General features: G+C 57.6%; 18 protein-coding genes. 2 read left to right on the forward strand and 16 right to left on the reverse strand.

What is annotated here, in order from left to right:
* Positions 1–4 precede the first annotated feature (4 nt).
* Positions 5–865: a pirin family protein gene (locus ACA059_RS23150; RefSeq protein WP_497631137.1), complete on the forward strand. Its 861-nt coding sequence runs from the start codon at positions 5–7 to the stop codon at positions 863–865.
* 92 nt (positions 866–957) lie between these two features.
* Here the strand turns inward: ACA059_RS23150 and ACA059_RS23155 are convergent, their stop codons facing one another.
* The 4 genes from ACA059_RS23155 to ACA059_RS23170 all read right to left on the reverse strand — a co-directional run bounded on the left by ACA059_RS23155 (position 958) and on the right by ACA059_RS23170 (position 4,664).
* Positions 958–1,686 carry a dienelactone hydrolase family protein gene (locus ACA059_RS23155; protein ID WP_497631138.1) on the reverse strand — a complete coding sequence of 243 codons (729 nt, stop codon included), beginning with the start codon at positions 1,684–1,686 and terminating at the stop codon, positions 958–960.
* A 66-nt stretch (positions 1,687–1,752) separates the two neighbouring features.
* The gene (htpG, locus tag ACA059_RS23160; RefSeq protein WP_497631139.1) at positions 1,753–3,657 is read right to left on the reverse strand and encodes a molecular chaperone HtpG; all 1,905 of its coding nucleotides are present in this window, start codon (positions 3,655–3,657) and stop codon (positions 1,753–1,755) included.
* Between the two features lie 81 nt (positions 3,658–3,738).
* Positions 3,739–4,191 (reverse strand): PaaI family thioesterase, encoded by a 453-nt coding sequence (locus ACA059_RS23165; protein WP_123364606.1) that lies wholly within the window; start codon positions 4,189–4,191, stop codon positions 3,739–3,741.
* On the reverse strand, positions 4,188–4,664 hold the full coding sequence (locus ACA059_RS23170; RefSeq protein ID WP_497631140.1) for a PaaI family thioesterase: 477 nt from the start codon (positions 4,662–4,664) through the stop codon (positions 4,188–4,190). The genes ACA059_RS23165 and ACA059_RS23170 overlap by 4 nt, the downstream gene beginning before the upstream one ends.
* A 158-nt stretch (positions 4,665–4,822) precedes the next feature.
* Here ACA059_RS23170 and ACA059_RS23175 point away from each other — a divergent pair, with 158 nt between their 5' ends.
* Positions 4,823–5,056, forward strand: coding sequence for a hypothetical protein (locus tag ACA059_RS23175; protein ID WP_497267357.1), 234 nt, complete (start codon positions 4,823–4,825; stop codon positions 5,054–5,056).
* A 76-nt stretch (positions 5,057–5,132) separates the two neighbouring features.
* Here ACA059_RS23175 and ACA059_RS23180 read toward each other — a convergent pair whose 3' ends face one another.
* From ACA059_RS23180 to sdhC, 12 genes are all read right to left on the reverse strand, one after another.
* Positions 5,133–5,534: an MAPEG family protein gene (locus ACA059_RS23180; protein WP_497631141.1), complete on the reverse strand. Its 402-nt coding sequence runs from the start codon at positions 5,532–5,534 to the stop codon at positions 5,133–5,135.
* Complete coding sequence (locus ACA059_RS23185; protein WP_008148609.1) at positions 5,534–6,271, reverse strand: DUF599 domain-containing protein; 738 nt, start codon at positions 6,269–6,271, stop codon at positions 5,534–5,536. Before ACA059_RS23185 ends, ACA059_RS23180 begins: the two co-directional genes overlap by 1 nt.
* A 265-nt stretch (positions 6,272–6,536) precedes the next feature.
* On the reverse strand, positions 6,537–7,850 hold the full coding sequence (brnQ, locus tag ACA059_RS23190; RefSeq protein WP_129442292.1) for a branched-chain amino acid transport system II carrier protein: 1,314 nt from the start codon (positions 7,848–7,850) through the stop codon (positions 6,537–6,539).
* A 431-nt stretch (positions 7,851–8,281) separates the two neighbouring features.
* Positions 8,282–9,163, reverse strand: coding sequence for a succinate--CoA ligase subunit alpha (sucD, locus tag ACA059_RS23195; protein ID WP_008148605.1), 882 nt, complete (start codon positions 9,161–9,163; stop codon positions 8,282–8,284).
* Entirely contained in the window at positions 9,163–10,329 is a 1,167-nt protein-coding gene (gene sucC / locus ACA059_RS23200) for an ADP-forming succinate--CoA ligase subunit beta (protein WP_008148602.1), read from the reverse strand. The genes sucD and sucC overlap by 1 nt, the downstream gene beginning before the upstream one ends.
* Before the next feature lie 200 nt (positions 10,330–10,529).
* Entirely contained in the window at positions 10,530–11,966 is a 1,437-nt protein-coding gene (lpdA, locus tag ACA059_RS23205; RefSeq protein ID WP_131062223.1) for a dihydrolipoyl dehydrogenase, read from the reverse strand.
* A gap of 110 nt (positions 11,967–12,076) precedes the next feature.
* Positions 12,077–13,297 carry a 2-oxoglutarate dehydrogenase complex dihydrolipoyllysine-residue succinyltransferase gene (odhB, locus tag ACA059_RS23210; RefSeq protein ID WP_497631142.1) on the reverse strand — a complete coding sequence of 407 codons (1,221 nt, stop codon included), beginning with the start codon at positions 13,295–13,297 and terminating at the stop codon, positions 12,077–12,079.
* A 42-nt stretch (positions 13,298–13,339) separates the two neighbouring features.
* The gene (locus tag ACA059_RS23215) at positions 13,340–16,171 is read right to left on the reverse strand and encodes a 2-oxoglutarate dehydrogenase E1 component (protein ID WP_347805982.1); all 2,832 of its coding nucleotides are present in this window, start codon (positions 16,169–16,171) and stop codon (positions 13,340–13,342) included.
* A gap of 276 nt (positions 16,172–16,447) precedes the next feature.
* Complete coding sequence (locus tag ACA059_RS23220; RefSeq protein ID WP_056743991.1) at positions 16,448–17,152, reverse strand: succinate dehydrogenase iron-sulfur subunit; 705 nt, start codon at positions 17,150–17,152, stop codon at positions 16,448–16,450.
* 11 nt (positions 17,153–17,163) lie between these two features.
* A complete protein-coding gene (gene sdhA / locus ACA059_RS23225; protein WP_129442284.1) occupies positions 17,164–18,939 on the reverse strand; it encodes a succinate dehydrogenase flavoprotein subunit in 1,776 nt (591 codons plus the stop codon).
* A 3-nt stretch (positions 18,940–18,942) separates the two neighbouring features.
* Positions 18,943–19,311, reverse strand: coding sequence for a succinate dehydrogenase, hydrophobic membrane anchor protein (gene sdhD / locus ACA059_RS23230; RefSeq protein WP_027922414.1), 369 nt, complete (start codon positions 19,309–19,311; stop codon positions 18,943–18,945).
* Positions 19,305–19,679, reverse strand: coding sequence for a succinate dehydrogenase, cytochrome b556 subunit (gene sdhC / locus ACA059_RS23235; protein ID WP_033053500.1), 375 nt, complete (start codon positions 19,677–19,679; stop codon positions 19,305–19,307). Before sdhC ends, sdhD begins: the two co-directional genes overlap by 7 nt.
* Between the last annotated feature and the right edge of the window lie 184 nt (positions 19,680–19,863).

Here is a 19,863-nt window from a genome sequence, read left to right on the forward strand (position 1 = left end):
CAGCATGAACACTCCGCTCGTGATCCGTCCACGCGCCGAAGATGTCGAGGGTCAACCGATTCTTCGCCCGCTGCCGTCAGCCAAATGCCGCAGCGTCGGGCCTTTCGTGTTTTTCGACCACATGCTCGAAACCCGTTACGAGGCGGGAAAAGGCATGAACATCCGACAGCATCCGCACATTGGTCTGTCGACCCTCACGTACTTGTTCGAAGGAAAAATCCAGCACAAGGACAGCCTCGGCTCCGACCAAGTGGTGGACGCCGGTGATGTCAGCTGGATGACGGCGGGCAGCGCGATTGCCCACGTCGAGCGCACGCCTGAGGCGTTGAAGGACAGCGGCTTCACCCTGCACGGTTTGCAGATTTGGCTGGCCTCACCGAAAGATAAAGAGCACGGACCCGGACACTACAGCCACCATTCGGCGGCCACGCTGCCGGTCAGCGATAACCTGGGAGTAAAGATCCGGATGATTGCCGGGTCAGGCTTTTGCCTGGAGTCACCGGTCCCGGTGCTTTCTCCTACCTTGTATGCCGAATTGAACCTGCAAACGGCGACCACATTGCTGATTCCAACCGAGCATGAAGAGCGGGCGTTGTATGTGCTGGACGGCGAGGTGCAACTGAATGGCGAGCTGATAGAACCGCATTCGCTGGTGGTGTTGCCGGTCGGGGAAGAGATGACGCTGTTTGCTGAAAGCGACTGTCATGCCGTGCTGTTTGGCGGAACGCCGCTGGATGGGCCGCGACGGATCAACTGGAACTTCGTGGCGAGCGATCCGGCGTTGATCGATGAGGCGCGGCGACGCTGGGCGGCCGGGGATTGGCCGACGGTGCCGGGGGAAAGCGAAAGGATTGAGTTGCCTTAGGGCAAAAATCAAAAGATCGCAGCCTTCGGCAGCTCCTACACGGACCAATGTAGGAGCTGCCGAAGGCTGCGATCTTTTGATCTTAAGAGCAATCAGCCGCAGAACACTTCATCCAGCAAGTTGTGCATCGACGTAAACGCACGCCCCGCCGTCTTCGCGTCATACATCATCATGCCCGGCACATTGGCATGCGGATCGGTGAAGGAATGCACCGCGCCGCCGTAGCTCAGCAGTTGCCAATCCACGCCCGCCGCATTCATCTCATCTTCAAACGCCGGCAGTTGCTCTTTCGGCACCAGTGGGTCGGATGCACCGTGCAGCACCAACACCGAACCCTTGATGTTCCTGGCATCAGCCGGATTCGGCGAATCCAGTGTTCCGTGGAACGACACCGCCGCTTTCACCGGCGCTCCGGTGCGCGCCAGGTCCAGGGCGCAGCAACCGCCGAAGCAGAAACCGAACGTCGCCAGTTTCGAGCTATCGACAACCGCCTCGCCCTGGCTTTGCAGCTGTTCGAATGCTGCTTGCATGCGTTTGCGCAACAACGGCCGGTCATGCTTGAGCGGCATCATGGCTGCACCCGCCTCGTCGCCGTTCTGCGGACGGACCGATTGGCCGTAGAGGTCCGCGATCAGCACCACATAACCCTTGGACGCCACGGACTTGGCGATCTCCTCGGCACCGGCGCTGACGCCCATCCAGTTCGGCGCCATCAACAGGCCGGGACGTGGGCCTTTATGGTCAGCGTCGAAGGCGAGACGGCTTTCATACGGCTGGCCATCAATCTGATAAGCAACGGAACGAACAGTGATCTGGCTCATGACTAACTCCCAGTAAAAGACACCAGAATAAAAAAACCCGCCGAAGCGGGTTTTTGTACAACGCAGTTAAACCGACAGTTCAACCAGCAGCTTGTTGAGACGGCGCACGTAGGCGGCCGGGTCTTTCAAGCTGTCGCCGGCGGCCAGGGCCGCCTGATCGAAGAGAATGTGCGACAGGTCGCCGAAGCGTTCGTCGCTCTGCTCGTTGTCGAGCTTCTCGATCAGCGGGTGAGCCGGGTTGAATTCGAAGATCGGCTTCGATTCCGGAACCTTCTGACCGCTGGCTTCGAGGATCTGACGCATCTGCATGCCCAGGTCCTGCTCGCCGATGGCCAGAATCGCCGGGGAGTCGGTCAGACGATGGGAAACCCGCACTTCAGCGACGGAATCGCCCAGTGCTGTTTTCAGACGTTCAACCAGACCTTCTTTGGACTTGGCGACTTCTTCCGCAGCTTTCTTGTCTTCTTCCGAATCCAGGTTGCCCAGGTCCAGGTCACCGCGCGCCACGTCGACAAAGCTCTTGCCGTCGAAGTCGCTGAGGTAGCTCATCAGCCACTCGTCGATGCGGTCGGTCAGCAGCAGCACTTCGATGCCTTTCTTGCGGAAGACTTCCAGGTGCGGGCTGTTTTTGACTTGCGCGTAGGTTTCGCCGGTCAGGTAGTAAATCTTGTCCTGACCTTCCTTGGCGCGAGCCAGGTATTCGGCCAGACCCACCACTTGCTCGCCTTCATCACCGCTGGTCGATGCGAAACGCAGCAGGCCAGCGATTTTCTCTTTGTTGGCGAAGTCTTCTGCCGGGCCTTCTTTCATGACCTGGCCAAAGTTTTTCCAGAAGCTCTTGTATTGCTCAGGCTCGTTCTTCGCCAGCTTTTCCAGCATGTCGAGAACGCGCTTGGTCAGCGCCGACTTCATGGAGTCGATGATCGGGTCTTTCTGCAGGATTTCCCGCGACACGTTCAGCGACAGATCGTTGGAATCGACCACGCCTTTGATAAAGCGCAGGTACAGCGGCAGGAACGACTCTGCCTGATCCATCACGAACACGCGCTGCACGTACAGCTTCAGGCCTTTCGGCGCTTCACGCTGGTACAGATCGAATGGAGCACGGGCCGGCACGTAGAGCAGCGAGCTGTATTCGAGCTTGCCTTCGACCTTGTTGTGGCTCCAGCTCAGCGGGTTCTCGAAGTCGTGAGCGACATGCTTGTAGAACTCCTGGTATTCCTCGTCTTTCACTTCAGTGCGAGGGCGAGTCCACAGAGCACTGGCGCGGTTGACGGTTTCCCATTCAACGGCCGGTTGCTCTTCGCCTTCAACGGCTGCCACTTCTTTCGGCAACTCGATCGGCAGAGCGATGTGGTCGGAGTACTTCTTGATGATGTTGCGCAGACGCCAGCCATCGGCGAATTCGTCTTCACCGGATTTCAGGTGCAGGACGATACGGGTGCCGCGCTCGACTTTATCCACGGTGGCAACTTCAAAATCGCCTTCACCCTTGGACGACCAGTGCACGCCTTCGCTGGCAGCAGCCCCGGCACGACGGCTGAACACGTCGACTTTATCGGCGACGATGAATGCAGAGTAGAAACCCACACCGAATTGACCGATCAGGTGCGAGTCTTTTTTCTGATCGCCGGACAGGTGTTTCATGAAATCGGCAGTGCCGGATTTGGCGATGGTACCCAAGTGGGCGATCGCATCTTCACGGCTCATGCCGATGCCGTTGTCTTCGAGGGTGACGGTTTTAGCGTCCTTGTCGAAGCTCACACGGATTTTCAGTTCGGCGCCACCTTCCAGCAATTCAGGCTTGGACAGGGCTTCGAAACGTAATTTGTCGACAGCGTCAGAGGCGTTCGAGATCAATTCGCGAAGGAAAATTTCCTTGTTGGAATACAGCGAATGGATCATGAGGTGCAGCAGTTGCTTCACCTCGGTCTGGAAGCCCAGGGTTTCCTTTTGAGTTTCCACACTCATGGTCATCAAACTCCAATCAGATGGCAGTGGCCGCGACCTGAAGGGTCGGCGGCGGGTTGTCATCAAAGTTGGGGGCTGAGTTCAGGATTTCAAGGGCTCTTCAATTTTGAAATGGGCGCGGGCCGTGGCAATCGGTTCGGCTTCAGTGCTTTGCCAGGCCGTAATCGCAACGTTGGCGACCCGGCGACCCTGCCGGCAAACCTGGCATCTGGCCCAGGTGTCGCGAAACTGCCCGGCGCGCAGATAGTCGAGGGAGAAATCGATGATCTTCGGCACACCCGGCGAACCGGTGAAAATCAGCAGGTGCAGCGCTGCGGACAGCTCCATGAACCCGGCAATCACGCCACCATGAATCGCCGGCAATAAAGGGTTACCAATGTTGTCCTTGTTGGCCGGCAAGCGAAACAGCAGATCATCCCCCACCCGCGAACATTCGATGCCGATCAATTTGGCGTAGGGAATCAGGTGCAGCAGCGAGGCGTAGTCGCCCTGCTCATGTGCCTGCTGAAGTTGTTCCTTGAACGCGTCGGTCATTTCGTACCTCCGGCGATGACGCCGCCAAAGCCTTTGGTGCCCTTGATGGCTTTGCCCATGCGCATGAAGGTGCCCACCGCATGGGCGATGGGCTGCTCGGGGTCGTCCTGGTAGGCGAAGCCGCGAGCAAAGATCACATCCATGGTCACCCGGTAGCACTGGGCAAAACCGTAGACATCTTTATGCGGCTCGGCGGCGTGCATGTAGTCAATGCGCAGGTCGAGGGTCGGACACACTTCGAACTCGGGCAGCACGCAGAGGGTGGACATGCCGCAGGCCGTGTCCATCAGCGAGGTCAGCGCTCCGCCATGAATCACGCCGGTTTGCGGGTTGCCAACAATTTGAGGACTGTATGGCAAGATGACCGTCAGGCCTTCGCTGCTGGCGCTGTGAACCCGCAGCCCAAGTACCTGACAATGTCGCAGCGCCGATAGAAATCGTGTAGCGCGCTCAAAAACGGGGTTTTCGGCCATTTTCATAAACTCTTTTAGTGTTCAGGCAACGCACTAGGCGTTTTTTGTAAAAGTTCCCGTCGGAATAAACTTATATATCTGTATGAATTGAGGAACTTAACGCTATGGGCTGCGCTCGAAAGGCCAGTAGATATATTTTCCATAAGGAGAAACACCCCATGCGTAAGACTTTAGCTATTGCCTTGATGTTGACCGCTTCCCTCGGTCTCGCAGCCTGCGATAAAAAATCCGAGGACAAAGCTCAAGATGCTAACCAACATGCCGAGCAAGCTCAGCAAGACATGAGCAAAGCTCAGGATAAAGTGAACGACGCGGCGAAAGAAAACGCCGAAGCCGCCAAAGCTCAGGCTGAATCGGATGCAGCGGCAGCAAAAGAAGCACCTAAAAACTAAAACAGTTTTTAGCGTGATAAAGAAAACCCGCCAAGTGCGGGTTTTCTTTTGCCTTTTTTTGTTTGCAAAGCAGGCCTTACAGCAAAATAGTTTTAAAAGTCGGACTAATCATCAACAGCAACGAACACACTAGTCCGACGGACCATACCAGGCTCCGCTGCCAGGCCAGATCAACCCAATAGCACAGCAAATAAATGATTCTCGTAATCACGAAGATGATTGCCAGCAAGTCGATCAGCCACCCCGCTGTCTGCGTGGTGTGCGCCATCAACACTCCCACCGCGAACAGAATGAACGCCTCAAAACAGTTTTGATGAGCCGCCAACGCACGCGCACCAAAGCCTGTCAGTTGCGCCTGTTGCTGACGTGGCAGATGGTTGTCATAACCGCCCTGGTCATTCATCGCCTTGGCCACGGGAATTTTTGCCACAAAAATCAGCAAGGCACTGATAAACACACACCAGAACGGAATACTCATCAAACAGCCTCTTTAATCGCCTCGGGCAATGGCGCCTCTGTAGGTGTATAGACCATCACGTCGAGAACGTCGGAATGAAACTCCCGGCGATACAACACCAGCACCACGCCGGCACTCATCAACATGAACAACCACGGGCTGACGAACCAGGCCAGCATGGTCATGCCGAAGTAGTAGGAGCGCAGTCCGAAGTTGAACTGGTTGGCAGCCATGGAAATGACGCGGGCCGCCCGGGCAGCAAAGGCTTTGCGCTCTTGTTCGGAAACGTGACGCTCACCGACCATAGGCGCCGAGCCCACCAGAATGGCCGCAAAGTTGTACTGGCGCATGCACCAGCTGAACGTAAAGAACGCATAGACAAAGACCAGCGCCAGGCACAGCAACTTGATCTCCGACATCCCTTGAGAGGCCTGCTGCACCATCGGGATATCCGCCAATAACGATACTGCCCTTTCGGAGGCTCCGAGCACCGTGAGAATGCCGGCCAGGATAATCAGTGTGCTGGAGGCGAAGAACGAGGCGTTGCGCTCCAGGTTACCGATCACGCTGGCGTCAGCGATGCGGTTGTCGCGCAACAGCATGCGGCGCATCCAGTCTTCGCGATAAAGGTGCAGCACGCTGGCCAGGCACGCGGTGTCGCGGCCCTTCCACGTCGCATACCGGGTGTAACCGCCCCAGCAGATGGCGAACCAGAGCGCGGCGAGGATGTGGATCATGTTGGCGTGGATGAACGACATGCAGGTCCTTGTGATGTAGATGCGGAGTACATAATTCCTGTGGGAGCGAGCCTGCTCGCGATGACGGATTTACATTCAACACATATGTTGACTGATCTACCGCTATCGCGAGCAGGCTCGCTCCCCCATTAGGTCTTGGCACTGCTTCGACGTTAGCTCAAGGAAAAAGACACTGCACCACCTCCAAAAAAAATGCCCCGTATCGATTGATACGGGGCATTTCCATGTGTGTTCACGACCCGCTTGTGACGGGCCATGAAGCGGCTTAAGCCAGTGCTTCTTCGCGTTTGCCCAGCAGGCGATCGCAAACCACCGCGACGACCAGGGTCATGACCGACGGCACCAGCCAGGCCAGGCCTTGCTCGCTCAGCGGCAGGTGGGACAACTGAGTCGGCATCCAGTCTGCCAGACCCGCGCCCTTGAGGGCGTCGATCAAACCGAAGATGAACGACACCAGCATCACCGGACCGACGATTCGGCCCTGCTCATGCCAGAAGTCCTTGCAGAAGCTCAGGGCGACCAGGGCAATGCACGGCGGGTAGATCGCGGTCAGCACCGGGATCGAGAACGCAATCAGCTTGGTGAGGCCCAGGTTGGACACCAGCAGGGAGAATGCGGCCAGGATGATGACCAACGTCTTGTAGGAAAGCGGCAGCACACGGCTGAAGTATTCGGCGCAGGCGCAGGTCAGACCCACCGCCGTCACCAGACAGGCCAGGGAGATCAGCACCGCCAGAAAACCGCTGCCCAGAGAGCCGAAGGTGTGTTGCACGTAAGCGTGCAACACCGCCGCGCCGTTGGTGGCACCCGCGGCCACTTCATGGCTGCCCGAACCGAGCCGGAACAGGCTGACGTAAACCAGCGCCAGACCCACGCCGGCAATCAGCCCGGCGATGATCGCGTAACGGGTAATCAACACCGGCGACTCGACGCCACGGGAGCGGATCGCGTTGACGATGACAATGCCAAACACGAGCGCGCCCAGGGTATCCATGGTCAGGTAACCATTGATGAAGCCTTGGGAGAACGGTGCTGCCACGTATTCCGGGGTGGCAACGCCAACATCACCGGCCGGCAATGCAAACGCTGCGATGCCGAGCGCGGCCAGGGCGATGATCTTCAGCGGTGCAAGGAAACGTCCTACGGTATCCAGCAGCCGGCCCGGATAGAGCGAGATGAAAAACACCAGCAGGAAGTACACCGAGCTGTAGAGGAACAGCGCCAGCGGGCTCTCGCCAGTCAGTGGCGCCAAGCCGACTTCGAATGACACGGTGGCGGTGCGCGGTGTCGCGAACAGCGGGCCGACAGCGAGGTAGCACGCGGCCGCCAGCAGGCCACCGGCGACTTTCCCGATCGGGCTGCTCAAGGCATCCATGGCGCCACCGACCTTGGCCAGGGCGACAACGGTGATCACCGGCAAACCGACCGCGGTGATCAGAAAGCCCAGCGCTGCCATCCAGACGTTTGGACCGGACTGCAAACCGACGATAGGCGGGAAGATGATGTTGCCAGCCCCGACAAACAGGGCAAATGTCATAAAACCAAGTGCCAGGATGTCCTGGCCTTTCAACACTTTCATTAAGGAAATACCACACTACTGAATCGGAATTTAGAGAGGGATTTCCCTGAGGGGTGAGGGAAATGCTGTCGGTCCGTATAGGACTGACCCGTTTAGCGCGTAGCTACCTTGTGGGCCGCGGACGCAAAAATGGCTGCTAGCCTAACGAATTTGCCCGACAAACGCACTGTTAGGGTGCGATCTATCCGATACGCGACATTTCCGTGTCGCGTTTACATATCTAATTTACTTGCACAGAACCCCGTGGTGAGGGGATTTATCCCCGTTGGGTCGCGAAGCGAGCCCCAAATCACATGCAGTACATCAGGGCACACCGCATTGCTGACTTGACGACTGCTACGCAGCCGAACGGGGATAAATCCCCTCACCACAACGACAAAGGCCACCCGAAGGTGGCCTTTGTTTGGTGAAGCGTCAGATAAGCGCGAGGCTTACTTGATCGCCCAACCGGTCAGCTCGGACAAAGCCTTGCCGATGTCTGCCAGCGAACGCACGGTTTTAACGCCTGCGTCTTCCAGGGCAGCAAACTTCTCGTCTGCAGTGCCTTTGCCGCCAGAGATGATTGCGCCAGCATGGCCCATGCGCTTGCCCGCAGGGGCAGTCACACCAGCGATGTAGGAAACAACCGGCTTGGTCACGTGTGCCTTGATGTAGGCAGCCGCTTCTTCTTCAGCCGAACCGCCGATCTCACCGATCATAACGATCGCTTCGGTCTTCGGGTCTTCCTGGAACAGCTTCAGGATGTCGATGAAGTTCGAACCCGGGATCGGGTCACCGCCGATGCCGACGCAAGTCGACTGACCGAAACCGGCGTCAGTAGTCTGCTTAACAGCTTCGTAGGTCAGGGTGCCGGAACGGGAAACGATACCGACCTTGCCTGGCAAGTGAATGTGACCTGGCATGATGCCGATCTTGCATTCGCCTGGAGTGATCACGCCTGGGCAGTTAGGACCGATCAGGACTACGCCCAGCTCGTCGCACTTGACCTTGGCATCCAGCATATCCAGGGTAGGAATGCCTTCAGTGATGCAAACGATCAGCTTGATGCCGCCGAATGCTGCTTCCAGGATGGAGTCCTTGCAGAAAGGAGCTGGAACGTAGATCACGCTGGCGGTGGCGCCAGTGGCAGCTACAGCATCTTTCACGGTGTTGAACACTGGCAGACCCAGGTGCTCGGTGCCGCCTTTACCCGGAGTTACGCCACCGACCATCTTGGTGCCGTACTCGATGGCTTGCTGGGTGTGGAAACTACCTTGCGAACCGGTAATACCCTGGCAGATAACTTTGGTGTCTTTATTGATCAGGACGCTCATTATTTGCCCTCCGCAGCTTTGACAACTTGTTGAGCAGCGTCGGTCAGGCTGGTAGCAGCGATGATGTTCAAACCGCTTTCTGCCAGTACTTTAGCGCCCAGCTCAGCGTTGTTGCCTTCAAGGCGAACAACAACCGGGATTTTCACGCCGACTTCTTTCACAGCGCCGATGATGCCTTCGGCAATCATGTCGCAACGAACGATGCCGCCGAAGATGTTGACCAATACTGCAGCGACGTTAGTGTCGGACAGGATGATCTTGAACGCTTCGGTAACGCGTTCTTTGGTAGCACCGCCGCCCACGTCGAGGAAGTTGGCTGGTTTGCCGCCATGCAGGTTGACGATGTCCATGGTACCCATGGCCAGGCCAGCACCGTTGACCATGCAACCGATGTTGCCTTCCAGCGCTACGTAGTTCAGTTCGAACTTGGCAGCGTGCGCTTCGCGCGGATCGTCTTGCGACGGATCGTGGAAAGTCTTCAGCTTAGGCTGACGGTACATGGCGTTGGCGTCGATGTTGATCTTGGCGTCGAGGCAATGCAGATCGCCGTCAGCCTTGATCACCAGCGGGTTCACTTCCAGCAGAGCCAGGTCGTGATCCTTGAACAGCTTGGCCAGGCCTACGAAGATCTTGGCGAACTGAGCAACTTGCTTGCCTTCCAGACCCAGCTGGAATGCCAGTTCGCGACCCTGGAATGGCTGAGCGCCAACCAGTGGATCGATAGTGGCCTTGAGGATTTTCTCAGGGGTGTCGTGAGCGATTTTCTCGATGTCCACGCCACCTTCGGTGGAAGCCATGAACACGATGCGACGGCTCGAACGGTCAACGACAGCGCCCAGGTACAGCTCTTTAGCGATATCAGTGCACGATTCAACCAGGATCTTGGTGACTGGCTGACCATTGGCATCAGTCTGGTAAGTCACCAGACGCTTGCCCAACCACTGTTGAGCGAATGCTTTGGCGTCTTCTTTGCTGCGAACCAGCTTAACGCCGCCCGCTTTACCGCGACCACCTGCGTGAACCTGGGCTTTGACAACCCATTCGGTCCCGCCGATTTTGTCGCACGCTTCTGCTGCTGCTTCCGGGGTGTCTACGGCGAAACCCTGGGATACTGGCAGGCCGTATTCAGCGAACAGCTGCTTACCCTGATACTCGTGAAGATTCATGCTTATTACCGTCTTCGTTAGGTACTGCGCATTCGGTGCTGCACTTGTTCAAGTGCCGCACCACCTGTGACTGCTGCTTGCGTAGGTGTTCCGGATAACCGGTGAGACTACGCAAGGCTGCGTCCGGCGGACATTCCGCGGTGAGTCTTGCACGCAAGGCTCACGACGGGCCTTCCGCCGTGGTTTCTTATTGTCTTGTCTTAACGCTTCTTGCGGTTGGCAATGTGGATGGCGCCGCCATTCACAGCCAAAGCTGCTTCGTGCAAGGCTTCGGACAGGGTCGGATGGGAGAAAACCATCATGCCCAGGTCTTCAGCGCTGGTGCCGAATTCCATACCGATCGCGCCCTGCTGAACCAGTTCTGCAGCGCTCGGGCCAATCACGTGGACGCCCAATACGCGGTCAGTCTTGGCATCAGCGATGACTTTCACGAAACCGCCGGTATCGTTGGCTGCCATGGCACGGCCACTGGCTGCGAACGGGAAGGTGCCAACGTTAACTTCAACGCCTTCAGCCTTCAAGACCTGCTCGGTTTTGCCGACCCACGCGATTTCCGGGTGAGTATAAATAACAGACGGGATCAGGTCATAGTTGATTTGGGCTTTGTGGCCCTTGATGCGCTCAACCACCATGATGCCTTCTTCGGACGCCTTGTGCGCCAGCATCATGCCGCGAACCACGTCGCCGATCGCGAAAACGCCCGGAACGCTGGTGGCGCACTGGTCGTCAACGAAAACGAAGCCACGTTCGTCGATGTTCACACCGCTGTCAGCTGCCAGCAGCTCGGTGGTCACCGGACGGCGACCAACGGCAACGATCAGCTTGTCGAACGTGATGTTCTGTTCGCCATTGGCATCGGTGTAGTTCACGACAACTTCGTTGCCGTTCACTTTGGAACCGGTGACGCGAGCGCCCAGCTTGATGTCCAGACCTTGTTTGGTCAGGGTTTTGTAGGCTTCTTTGGAAACGGCGTCGTCAGCAGCTGGCAGGAACTTCTCCAGCGCTTCCAGAACAACCACTTCGGAACCCAGACGGGACCAGACCGAACCCAGTTCCAGACCGATCACGCCAGCGCCGATCACGCCCAGACGTTTTGGAACCGATTGGAATTCCAGTGCACCCGTCGAATCGACGATCACGTTCTGGTCAACCGGAGCCGGTGGAATGTCGATCGGACGCGAGCCCGAAGCCAGAATCACGTTCTCGGCTTCGATGATTTCGACGGTGCCGTCTGGCTTGGTCAGCTCGACTTTCTTGCCGGCCAGCAGTTTGCCGTGGCCTTGCAGGGAAGTGACGCCGTTCGCCTTGAACAGGGTGGCAACGCCAGAGGTCAGGCCTTTGACGATGTTGGCTTTACGGCCAACCATTGCGGCCACGTCCATGGTCACGCCAGCGTGATTGATACCGTGGATCGCGAAGCCTTCTTTGGCTTCCTTGTATTTCCAGGAGCTGTCCAGCAGCGCCTTGGATGGAATGCAGCCGACGTTCAGGCAAGTACCGCCGAGGGCCAGTTTGCCTTCCTTGTCGGTGTATTTCTCGATGCAGGCAGTGGAGAGGCCCAGTTGCGCTGCTTTAATGGCAGCCACGTAGCCGCCAGGGCCCGCGCCAATCACTACCACGTCGAATTTCTGAGTCATGTGTCATTCCTTCTCGAATCAAACCGGACGGCCCCTTTTGAGGACCGTCGTGGGACGAAGCTGGTCATTACAGGAGGGCCGTCCATCACTGGACGGCCCGTGCAACGAAATCAGATATCCAGCAGCAAACGAGCCGGGTCTTCCAGCAGGTTCTTGATGGTAACCAGGAAGGTCACAGCTTCTTTGCCATCGATCAGACGGTGATCGTAGGACAGAGCGAGGTACATCATCGGACGGATAACAACCTGACCGTTGATCGCCATAGGACGCTGCAGAATGTTGTGCATGCCCAGGATGGCCGCTTGCGGCGGGTTGACGATCGGCGTCGACATCATCGAACCGAAAGTACCACCGTTGGTGATGGTGAACGTACCGCCGGTCATCTCGTCCATCGACAGTTTGCCGTCACGAGCCTTCTTGCCGAAGGTGGCGATGCCGCCTTCGATTTCAGCCAGGCTCATCAGTTCGGCGTTACGCAGAACCGGAACAACCAGACCGCGGTCGCTGGAAACAGCAACACCGACGTCAGCGTAGCCGTGATAAACGATGTCAGCACCGTCGATCGACGCGTTGACAGCCGGGAAGCGTTTCAGCGCTTCGGTGGCAGCCTTGACGAAGAACGACATGAAGCCCAGGCGCACGCCGTTGTGGGACTTCTCGAACAGGTCCTTGTACTTCGAACGCAGGGCCATGACTTCTGTCATGTCGACTTCGTTGAAAGTGGTCAGCATCGCCATGTTCGATTGAGCTTCAACCAGACGCTTGGCGACGGTGGCCCGCACGCGGGTCATCGGTACGCGCTTCTCGATGCGATCGCCGGCAGCGAACACTGGAGCAGCAGCGGCAGGAGCAGCAGCCTTGGCAGGCGCGGCAGCCGGAGCGGCTTTCTTGGCAGCTACAGCGGCAACAACGTCTTCCTTGGTCACACGACCGCCTTTGCCAGTGCCGGCAACGGAAGCGATGTTGATACCGTTTTCTTCAGCCAGCTTGCGAGCAGCCGGTGCAGCAACAGGATCATCTTCGCCTTCAGCGGCTGGAGCAGCAGCTTGTGCAGCGGCCGGAGCAACGGCAGCAGCTGGAGCGGCAGCAGCGCCGCCCGCTTCGATGGAGCCCAGGACTTCGTCGGACAGAACGGTGTCGCCTTCGTTCTTGACGATAGCGCCCAGCACGCCATCAGCGGTGGCCAACACTTCCAGTACGACTTTGTCAGTTTCGATGTCGACGATCAGGTCATCGCGCTTGACGGCGTCGCCCGGCTTTTTGTGCCAGGTGGCAACGGTGCCATCGGCAACCGATTCCGGGAAAGTGGGGGCTTTGATTTCGATAGCCATTATCTGTGGGTCCTTAAATTCGGTTTCAGGTGCGCGAAGGCGTTAAACAGTAAAGGCGTCTTGCAGCAGTTTTTCCTGCTGCTCAGCGTGCATCGATGCATAACCACAAGCAGGTGCAGCGGAAGCATCACGACCGGCGTACTCGAGAAAGAGTGCTTTGTTGTGATTGCCAACGATGCGGCGCATGTGGTGTTGGCTGCAGTACCAGGCACCCTGGTTCATCGGCTCTTCCTGACACCAAACGATATGTTTGAGGTTGGTGTACGGAGCCAGGACTTCGTTCAAGTCGTCCTCAGGGAATGGATACAGCTGCTCGATACGCACGATGGCGATGTCATCACGACCTTCGGCACGGCGTTTTTCCAGCAGGTCGTAGTAGACCTTGCCGCTACACAGAACAACGCGCTCGACCTTTTTCGGGTCCAGGGTATCGATTTCCGGGATAACGGTCTGGAACGAACCTTCGGCCAGATCTTCCAGGGTCGAGATGGCCAGTTTGTGACGCAACAGCGACTTCGGAGTCAGAACGATCAATGGCTTGCGCAGCGGGCGAATCACCTGACGACGCAGCAAGTGGTAGATCTGAGCCGGCGTAGTCGGTACGGCTACCTGAATGTTGTGCTCGGCGCACAGTTGCAGGTAACGCTCCAGACGAGCCGAAGAGTGCTCCGGACCCTGACCTTCATAACCGTGCGGCAGCAGCATGGTCAGACCGCAGAGACGGCCCCACTTGTGCTCACCACTGGTGATGAACTGGTCGATAACCACCTGGGCACCGTTGGCGAAGTCGCCGAACTGGGCTTCCCAGATCACCAGCGCCTCAGGCGTGGTGGTCGAGTAACCGTATTCGAACGCCAGCACGGCTTCTTCGGACAGGAACGAATCGTACAGGTCGAAACGTGGCTGGCCCTTGTACAGGTTTTGCAGCGGGACGTAGGTGCCCGCGTCTTTCTGGTTGTGCAAGACAGCGTGACGGTGCGAGAACGTACCGCGACCGATGTCCTGACCCGTCATGCGAATCGGGTGACCTTCGAACGCCAGGGTCGCGTACGCCATGGTTTCGGCGTAACCCCAGTTGATCGGCAGGCCGCCGGCTTGCATTTTCTGACGGTCTTCGTAGATTTTCGAGACCTGGCGCTGAACCACGAAGCCTTCCGGAATTTCCAGCAGCTTGGCGGACAGTTCCTGCAAGGTTTTCAGATCGAAGCGAGTGTCGTGACGCGCGGTCCAGGCGTGGCCCAGATACGGACGCCAGTCCACGAACAACTCTTTGTTCGGCTCTTTGACCAGGCTTTTTACAACATGCAGACCGTTGTCCAGCGCATTGCGGTATTCGTCGACTTTCGCCTGAACACGCTCTGCGTCCAGCACACCGCCTTGAGTCAGACGATCGGCATACAGCTCACGGGTGGTGCGCTGTTTGGTGATCTGCTGATACATGATTGGCTGGGTGCCGCTTGGCTCGTCGGCCTCGTTGTGGCCACGACGACGGTAGCAGACCAGGTCGATCACCACGTCACGCTTGAACTGCATGCGGTAGTCGATGGCCAGCTGGGTCACGAACAACACGGCTTCCGGATCATCACCATTCACATGGAGGATCGGCGCCTGGATCATCTTCGCAACGTCGGTCGCGTACTCGGTGGAGCGCGAGTCCAGCGGGTTGCTGATGGTGAAACCGACCTGGTTGTTGATCACGATGTGCACGGTGCCGCCGGTCTTGAAACCGCGGGTCTGCGACATCTGGAAGGTTTCCATGACCACACCTTGACCGGCGAATGCCGCGTCACCGTGGATGGAGATCGGCAGAACCTTCTCGCCGGTAGGGTCGTTACGACGATCCTGACGGGCGCGAACCGAACCCTCGACCACTGGAGATACGATTTCCAGGTGGGACGGGTTGAACGCCATCGCCAGGTGAACTTCACCGCCGGTGGTCATCACGTTGGACGAGAAGCCCTGGTGATACTTAACGTCACCGGAACCCAGCTCGACCTTCTTCTTGCCTTCAAACTCGTCGAACAGCTCGCGCGGGTTCTTGCCGAAGGTGTTGACCAGCACGTTCAGACGACCACGGTGGGCCATGCCGATAACGATTTCCTTGGTGCCGTAGGAACCGGAACGCTGGATCAGCTCGTCGAGCATCGGAATCAGGCTCTCGCCGCCTTCCAGACCGAAACGCTTGGTACCCGGGTATTTGGTGCCCAGGTATTTTTCCAGACCTTCGCCCGCGGTGACACGCTCGAGCAAGTGGCTCTTGATGTCGGCGGAGTACGTCGGACGGCCGCGCACGCTTTCCAGACGCTGCTGGAACCACTGGCGCTGCTCGGAATCGGTGATATGCGTAAATTCAGCGCCGATGGTGCGGCAATATGTCTGCTGCAACGCTTCGTGAATTTCGCGTAGGCTCGCCTCCTCTTTGCCGATGAACAGGTCGCCGGCACGGAAGGTCGTATCAAGATCGGCATTGGTCAAGCCGTAATGATTGATCGACAGGTCTGCAGGTGCAGGACGCTGCCACAGCCCCAGCGGGTCAAGCTGGGCTGCCTGGTGGCCACGCATACGGTAGGCCTGGATCAATCGCAGCACTTCAACTTGCTTCTTCTCGTGCTCACTGCTCACGCTGCCGGCGGAAACCGGTTGGGCGCGGCGCTGGTTCTTTGCCAGCAAGACGAAATGATCGCGAATTGTGGAGTGCGAAACATCGGTGGCAGTGTTGCCGTCAGCAGGCAACTTCTGAAAGTAGGTGCGCCACTCTTCTGGCACAGCGTTAGGGTCGTGCAGGTAGAGCTCATAGAGCTCTTCCACATAGGCAGCGTTACTACCGGATAGGTAGGCGCTGTTCCACATGCGCTGCATCACGCTTTCTTGCATGCTTGGTCACCCTCGGTTAGGGGAACACCACCGGCGTCGACACCGAGCACGCTTGCAGAAGTCCGAATGCAGCGACTAAAACAAGCCACTTAGGATCACGCTGATAGTCCGGGTACCAGCCCGGATGCCCCTGCTTGTCTCATTTCTTCAAAATAAGAGCCGCAGCCTTATAAGCTGCTGCTCAGGTTAAGACTACGGCGCCGGTTGAAGCCTGCGCCGTAGCATCTACGGGTACAGCGGTACTACATTTACAACAGCCGGGTTACAGCAGCTGAATCACACGCCGCTTTGCAGCAGCATGTTACGTACGTGACCGATGGCCTTAGTCGGGTTCAGGCCTTTCGGGCAGACGTTGACGCAGTTCATGATCCCGCGGCAGCGGAATACGCTGAACGGGTCATCCAGCGAAGCCAGACGCTCGGCAGTCTTGGTGTCGCGGCTGTCTGCCAGGAAGCGATACGCTTGCAGCAGAGCAGCTGGACCCAGGAACTTGTCCGGGTTCCACCAGAAGGACGGGCAAGAGGTCGAGCAGCAAGCGCACAGGATGCACTCGTACAGACCGTCGAGCTTTTCACGCTCTTCAGGGGTCTGCAGACGTTCGATGGCCGGAGCCGGCGTGTCGTTCTGCAGGTATGGCTTAACCTTTTCGTATTGCTTGTAGAAGATGCTCATATCGACGACCAGGTCACGGATTACCGGCAAACCTGGCAGAGGACGAACGATCAGCTTGTTACCTTTTACGACAGCGGACAGCGGCGTGACGCACGCCAGACCGTTTTTGCCGTTGATGTTCATGCCGTCGGAACCGCAAACACCTTCACGGCAAGAGCGACGATAGGAGAAACCTTCGTCCTGCTCTTTGATCAGGGCCAGCACGTCCAGCACCATCAGGTCTTTACCACCGGTATCGACCGTAAATTCCTGCATGAACGGCGCAGCGTCCTGATCAGGGTTGTAGCGATAAACACTGACTTGCAACATGGCGGCCACCCTTAATAAGTCCGAATCTTAGGTTCAAAAGTCGGAACAGTCTTCGGCGAGAAGTTCACAGCACGCTTGGTTACGCGCTTGTCACCCGGGAAGTACAGGGTGTGGCACAGCCAGTTTTCGTCGTCGCGATCTTCGTAGTCTTCACGGGCGTGAGCGCCGCGGGACTCTTTGCGGATCTCTGCGGCGATGGCGGTAGCTTCGGCCACTTCCAGCAGGTTCTGCAGTTCCAGAGCTTCGATACGAGCGGTGTTGAACGCCTGGCTCTTGTCGTTGATCTTGACGTTGGCGATACGGCCACGCAGATCAGCCAGCTGGGCAATACCCTTCTGCATGTATTCGCCGGTACGGAATACACCGAAGTAGTTCTGCATGCAGCTTTGCAGCTCTTTACGCAGGGTGGCGACGTCTTCACCTTCGGTACGCGAGTTCAGGCCATCGAGACGTGCCAGGGCAGCGTCGATGTCGGACTGGCGAGCGCGGGTGTAGTCAACGCCTTCTTTCAGGGTCTGCTCCAGGAACAGGCCGGCTGCACGACCGAACACCACCAGGTCCAGCAGCGAGTTGCCGCCCAGACGGTTGGCACCGTGAACCGATACGCAAGCCACTTCGCCTACTGCAAACAGGCCCGGGATGATCTGGTCAACGCCGTCGGCATCCTGAGTGATTGCCTGACCGTGAATGTTGGTCGGCACGCCGCCCATCATATAGTGGCAGGTTGGAACGACTGGAATCGGCGCCACGGCTGGATCGACGTGGGCGAAAGTCTTGGACAGTTCCATGATGCCTGGCAGACGGCTGTGCAGAACTTCTTCACCGAGGTGATCGAGTTTCAGCATTACGTGGTCGCCATCCGGACCGCAACCGTTGCCGGCGATGATTTCTTTAACCATCGAGCGAGCAACAACGTCACGACCAGCAAGGTCTTTGGCGTTCGGAGCATAACGCTCCATGAAACGTTCGCCGTGCTTGTTGATCAGGTAACCGCCTTCACCGCGGCAACCTTCAGTAACCAGTACACCGGCGCCGGCGATGCCGGTCGGGTGGAACTGCCACATTTCAATGTCTTGTACCGGCACGCCAGCACGCAGAGCCATGCCGACGCCGTCACCGGTGTTGATCAGGGCATTGGTGGTGGACGAGTAGATACGACCTGCACCGCCAGTCGCCAGTACAGTGGCGTTAGCGCGGACGTAGGAAGTTTCGCCGGTTTCGATGCAGATGACGATCATGCCGACAAAGGCACCATCTTCGTTCTTCACCAGGTCGACGCCGTAATATTCGTTGAGGAATACGGTGCCGGCCTTGAGGTTGGCCTGGTACAGGGTGTGCAGCAGTGCGTGACCGGTACGGTCGGCAGCGGCGCAAGTACGTGCAGCCTGGCCACCTTTACCGAAGTCTTTCGACTGACCGCCGAACGGACGCTGATAGATGCGACCTTGTTCGGTACGGGAGAACGGCAAGCCCATGTGCTCGAGTTCGAAGACCGCTTCCGGGCCTACGGAACACATGTATTCGATAGCGTCCTGGTCACCGATATAGTCGGAACCCTTGACGGTATCGTACATGTGCCAGCGCCAGTCATCGTTCGGATCTGCCGAAGCGATGGCGCAGGTGATGCCACCCTGGGCGGATACAGTGTGCGAACGAGTCGGGAAAACCTTGGTAACTACGGCAGTCTTGTGACCACCCTGTGCCAGCTGCAGAGCAGCGCGCATACCAGCGCCGCCGCCGCCAATGATGATGGCGTCGAACGAAAGCGTATTAACTGTAGTAGACATGAATCAGATACCCCAAAGAATCTGCACACCCCAGACGAAGTACGCGAACATCGCGACGCCGCATACCGCCTGGAAGAGGAAACGTATTGCAGTCGCGGACTTGCCGAACGCCATTGGCGTCAGGTAGTCGGTCGCGATGGTCCACATGCCGACCCAGGCGTGAGCGCCGAGGGCAACGAGGGCCAGTAGACTGAAAATACGCATCCAGTTGCTTGCGAACAGTTCATGCCATTGGGCGTAGCCGATGCCAGGATGGGCGACGACGTATCCGATCAGGAAAATGAAGTAAGCCGCGAGAACGACCGCAGACACACGTTGTGCCATCCAGTCATAGAGGCCCGAACGCGACAGGTTCGTGACGTTAGTTACCATATCCAAACTCCTGCCAGAACGATTACCACCACGGAAACGGCGATAACGATTTTCGAGCCCAGTTTGCCGCCTTCAAGCGATTCACCGATGCCCATGTCCATCATCAAGTGGCGCACACCGGCAACCAAGTGATACAGCAAGGCGGACAGGATGCCCCATGTCACTAGCTTGGCTAGCGGACTGGTCAGACACGCTTTCACCTGACCGAAGCCTTCTTCCGAGTCGAGCGACTTGTCCAATGCATAAAGCATGATGGCCAGGCTGACAAAGAGGATGATTCCGGAGATTCGGTGAAGAATGGACGTGTAAGCAGTGACTGGGAGTTTGATGGTCCTTAGGTCTAGGTTTACAGGTCGTTGGCTATTCACGGCTTTTTTTCACACTGAAGAGCCCCTAACAATCAGGGCAAAGTTGTTGGGGAGTGCACTGGTCAGGTACCCACCACCCAGGGAGTGCGACCCCCAGTAAAGCAGGCCCAAAAGCCCCTGGCGGTCGGAGGCCGAGTATAGACAGTTAGGCTACTAATGACAACGCAATCGCCTTCCCCTAATA

The sequence above is a fragment of the Pseudomonas sp. LBUM1647 genome, assembly GCF_059716175.1.

Bases quoted from the DNA above. Each gene is read 5' to 3' on its own strand.
- ACA059_RS23150 (WP_497631137.1), top strand. From the start codon at position 5: ATGAACACTCCGCTCGTGATCCGTCCACGCGCCGAAGATGTCGAGGGT.
- ACA059_RS23155 (WP_497631138.1), bottom strand. From the start codon at position 1,686: ATGAGCCAGATCACTGTTCGTTCCGTTGCTTATCAGATTGATGGCCAG.
- htpG (WP_497631139.1), bottom strand. From the start codon at position 3,657: ATGAGTGTGGAAACTCAAAAGGAAACCCTGGGCTTCCAGACCGAGGTG.
- ACA059_RS23165 (WP_123364606.1), bottom strand. From the start codon at position 4,191: ATGACCGACGCGTTCAAGGAACAACTTCAGCAGGCACATGAGCAGGGC.
- ACA059_RS23170 (WP_497631140.1), bottom strand. From the start codon at position 4,664: ATGGCCGAAAACCCCGTTTTTGAGCGCGCTACACGATTTCTATCGGCG.
- ACA059_RS23175 (WP_497267357.1), top strand. From the start codon at position 4,823: ATGCGTAAGACTTTAGCTATTGCCTTGATGTTGACCGCTTCCCTCGGT.
- ACA059_RS23180 (WP_497631141.1), bottom strand. From the start codon at position 5,534: ATGAGTATTCCGTTCTGGTGTGTGTTTATCAGTGCCTTGCTGATTTTT.
- ACA059_RS23185 (WP_008148609.1), bottom strand. From the start codon at position 6,271: ATGTCGTTCATCCACGCCAACATGATCCACATCCTCGCCGCGCTCTGG.
- brnQ (WP_129442292.1), bottom strand. From the start codon at position 7,850: ATGAAAGTGTTGAAAGGCCAGGACATCCTGGCACTTGGTTTTATGACA.
- sucD (WP_008148605.1), bottom strand. From the start codon at position 9,163: ATGAGCGTCCTGATCAATAAAGACACCAAAGTTATCTGCCAGGGTATT.
- sucC (WP_008148602.1), bottom strand. From the start codon at position 10,329: ATGAATCTTCACGAGTATCAGGGTAAGCAGCTGTTCGCTGAATACGGC.
- lpdA (WP_131062223.1), bottom strand. From the start codon at position 11,966: ATGACTCAGAAATTCGACGTGGTAGTGATTGGCGCGGGCCCTGGCGGC.
- odhB (WP_497631142.1), bottom strand. From the start codon at position 13,297: ATGGCTATCGAAATCAAAGCCCCCACTTTCCCGGAATCGGTTGCCGAT.
- ACA059_RS23215 (WP_347805982.1), bottom strand. From the start codon at position 16,171: ATGCAAGAAAGCGTGATGCAGCGCATGTGGAACAGCGCCTACCTATCC.
- ACA059_RS23220 (WP_056743991.1), bottom strand. From the start codon at position 17,152: ATGTTGCAAGTCAGTGTTTATCGCTACAACCCTGATCAGGACGCTGCG.
- sdhA (WP_129442284.1), bottom strand. From the start codon at position 18,939: ATGTCTACTACAGTTAATACGCTTTCGTTCGACGCCATCATCATTGGC.
- sdhD (WP_027922414.1), bottom strand. From the start codon at position 19,311: ATGGTAACTAACGTCACGAACCTGTCGCGTTCGGGCCTCTATGACTGG.